Raw genomic sequence first — 1,712 nt, 5'->3', positions numbered from 1 at the left:
CAGTAAAATCCATAACCATTTCAGGCCAATCCCAAGCTTCAGCAGGGCCATGTGAAATATTAACCATGCGGTGCCCTGCCATAACACTATTAACATCCCCTTGCATCCAAACAGAGTTAGGCACTTCATCATGAGTCATTCGTTTAAAGTCAGAGCTTTTACTTGATTCAGAATCAATCAAGAATTGGGCAGATGTCACCACAACGTCATCTTCATTTAAGCCGTCTAATATTTCGATGCTGTCGATATCAACCCGGCCAATAGTCACTTCAATAGATTTAAATTGCCCATCACCTAACGCAAGTACTACTCTGTCCTGTTTACCTGTTCTAATAACGGCTTCTTTAGGCACGAGGATGGTGCTATCAGCTTGATTAGCGTGAATAGAGACTTGTGCAAACATATTTGGTTTTAATTGATAGTCTGTGTTATCAAATTTCAATCTCACTCGGAGTGTGCGTGTTTTACTGTTCAATGTTGGATAAACATAATCAACGACACCAGCCCAGTCCTCACCGGGTAAATAATCCAGTGTCATTGATACAGGAAGTCCTTTTTTAATTAAGGCTGCGTCACGTTCAAACACTTCTGCTTCAACCCAAACTTGATCTAGCTGGCCAATGCTTAATAAGGTGTTTCCCGGCTTTACATAAAAACCTTCTCTAACCTTCAAACCATCGACAACACCTGCTTGTGGTGAATAAAAGGTAATTGTTTGTTGAACCTTTCGTGTCTTTTCTAGCTTTTGAATGAAATCTGAAGAAAGCTGTAACGCTTTAAGGCGATCTTTGGCTGCTGAAATTAAGGAACTATTATCGCGCTTTAACGCTATTAACAGTTCTTCTTGCGCGTTAACTAACTGAGGAGAATAGAGCGTATAAAGAGGCTGCCCTTTCTCTACAGGGTTACCTGCTGCTTTGATGTAAAGTTTTTCAATCCAGCCATCAACCCGTGGGTGGATATGAATTAGCTTATCTTCATCATATTGAACGTAACCTACCGTTGAGATTTCAGTATGCATATTTTTCAGTTCAACAGGTGCAGTGCGAACCCCAAGGTTATTCACTACATGAGGCGCAATTTTTACTGCTCCGGGGCCAAAGTCATCACCAGATGATCCTTCCTCATACACAGGAATTAAATCCATCCCCATAGGCGACTTACCGGGCTTGTCCCGGCGGTAATTAGAATCCATCGGTGCAACCCAATACAGAGGCTTTTTTTCTCCTGATGTTGCTTCATTACTATTACTGTTTGAGCCAGTACCTTGATATAAACTCAATGCTCCAACACCAAGTGCTGCCCCAATGATGATGGCAATAATTGTTTTTGTATTCGTTGACATTATTTTTCTCCAAATTGCTGACTGGATAAGTGCTGATTAGTTTTGTGCGAAGTGTGCATCGACTTATGTTCAGCATTTGAGTTAGATTGAGAATGCGCAAAGAAATAGTTGATACGAGCAACTGTTTTAAGTGCGTCAACATCAATTCTTAAGGCTGATATTCTGGCATTTAATTCTGCGATTCTTGCTCGAACAACTTCGGCAAACTCGCCATCATCATTTGTGTAGGCTGTCAATGACGCTTCTGCTTGGTCATGAGTTTGTTTAAGGAGTTGTTCTTGATAGATAGATTGTCTATCTGATAAGCGTTTAAGCTGCCTTAGCTCTTTTTCAATTTCGCTAATCATTTGTTTTGTTAACAGCAATT

General features: G+C 40.6%; 1 protein-coding gene and 1 pseudogene. Both read right to left on the bottom strand.

Annotated features, from left to right (window positions below; all coding sequences use genetic code 11):
* On the bottom strand, positions 1-1,345 hold a 1,345-nt coding region (locus AAFM34_RS19810; RefSeq protein ID WP_341665820.1), incomplete at its 3' end, for an efflux RND transporter periplasmic adaptor subunit.
* A pseudogene (locus AAFM34_RS19805) lies at positions 1,345-1,712 on the bottom strand (hypothetical protein); the annotation flags it as partial. The pseudogene AAFM34_RS19805 and the gene AAFM34_RS19810, both read right to left, overlap by 1 nt.

This window comes from Vibrio sp., from assembly GCF_038138445.1.
Lineage (GTDB): Bacteria > Pseudomonadota > Gammaproteobacteria > Enterobacterales > Vibrionaceae > Vibrio.
Note: the sequence above shows the minus strand (reverse complement) of the source record. Positions and strands in the feature narration are given on the sequence as shown.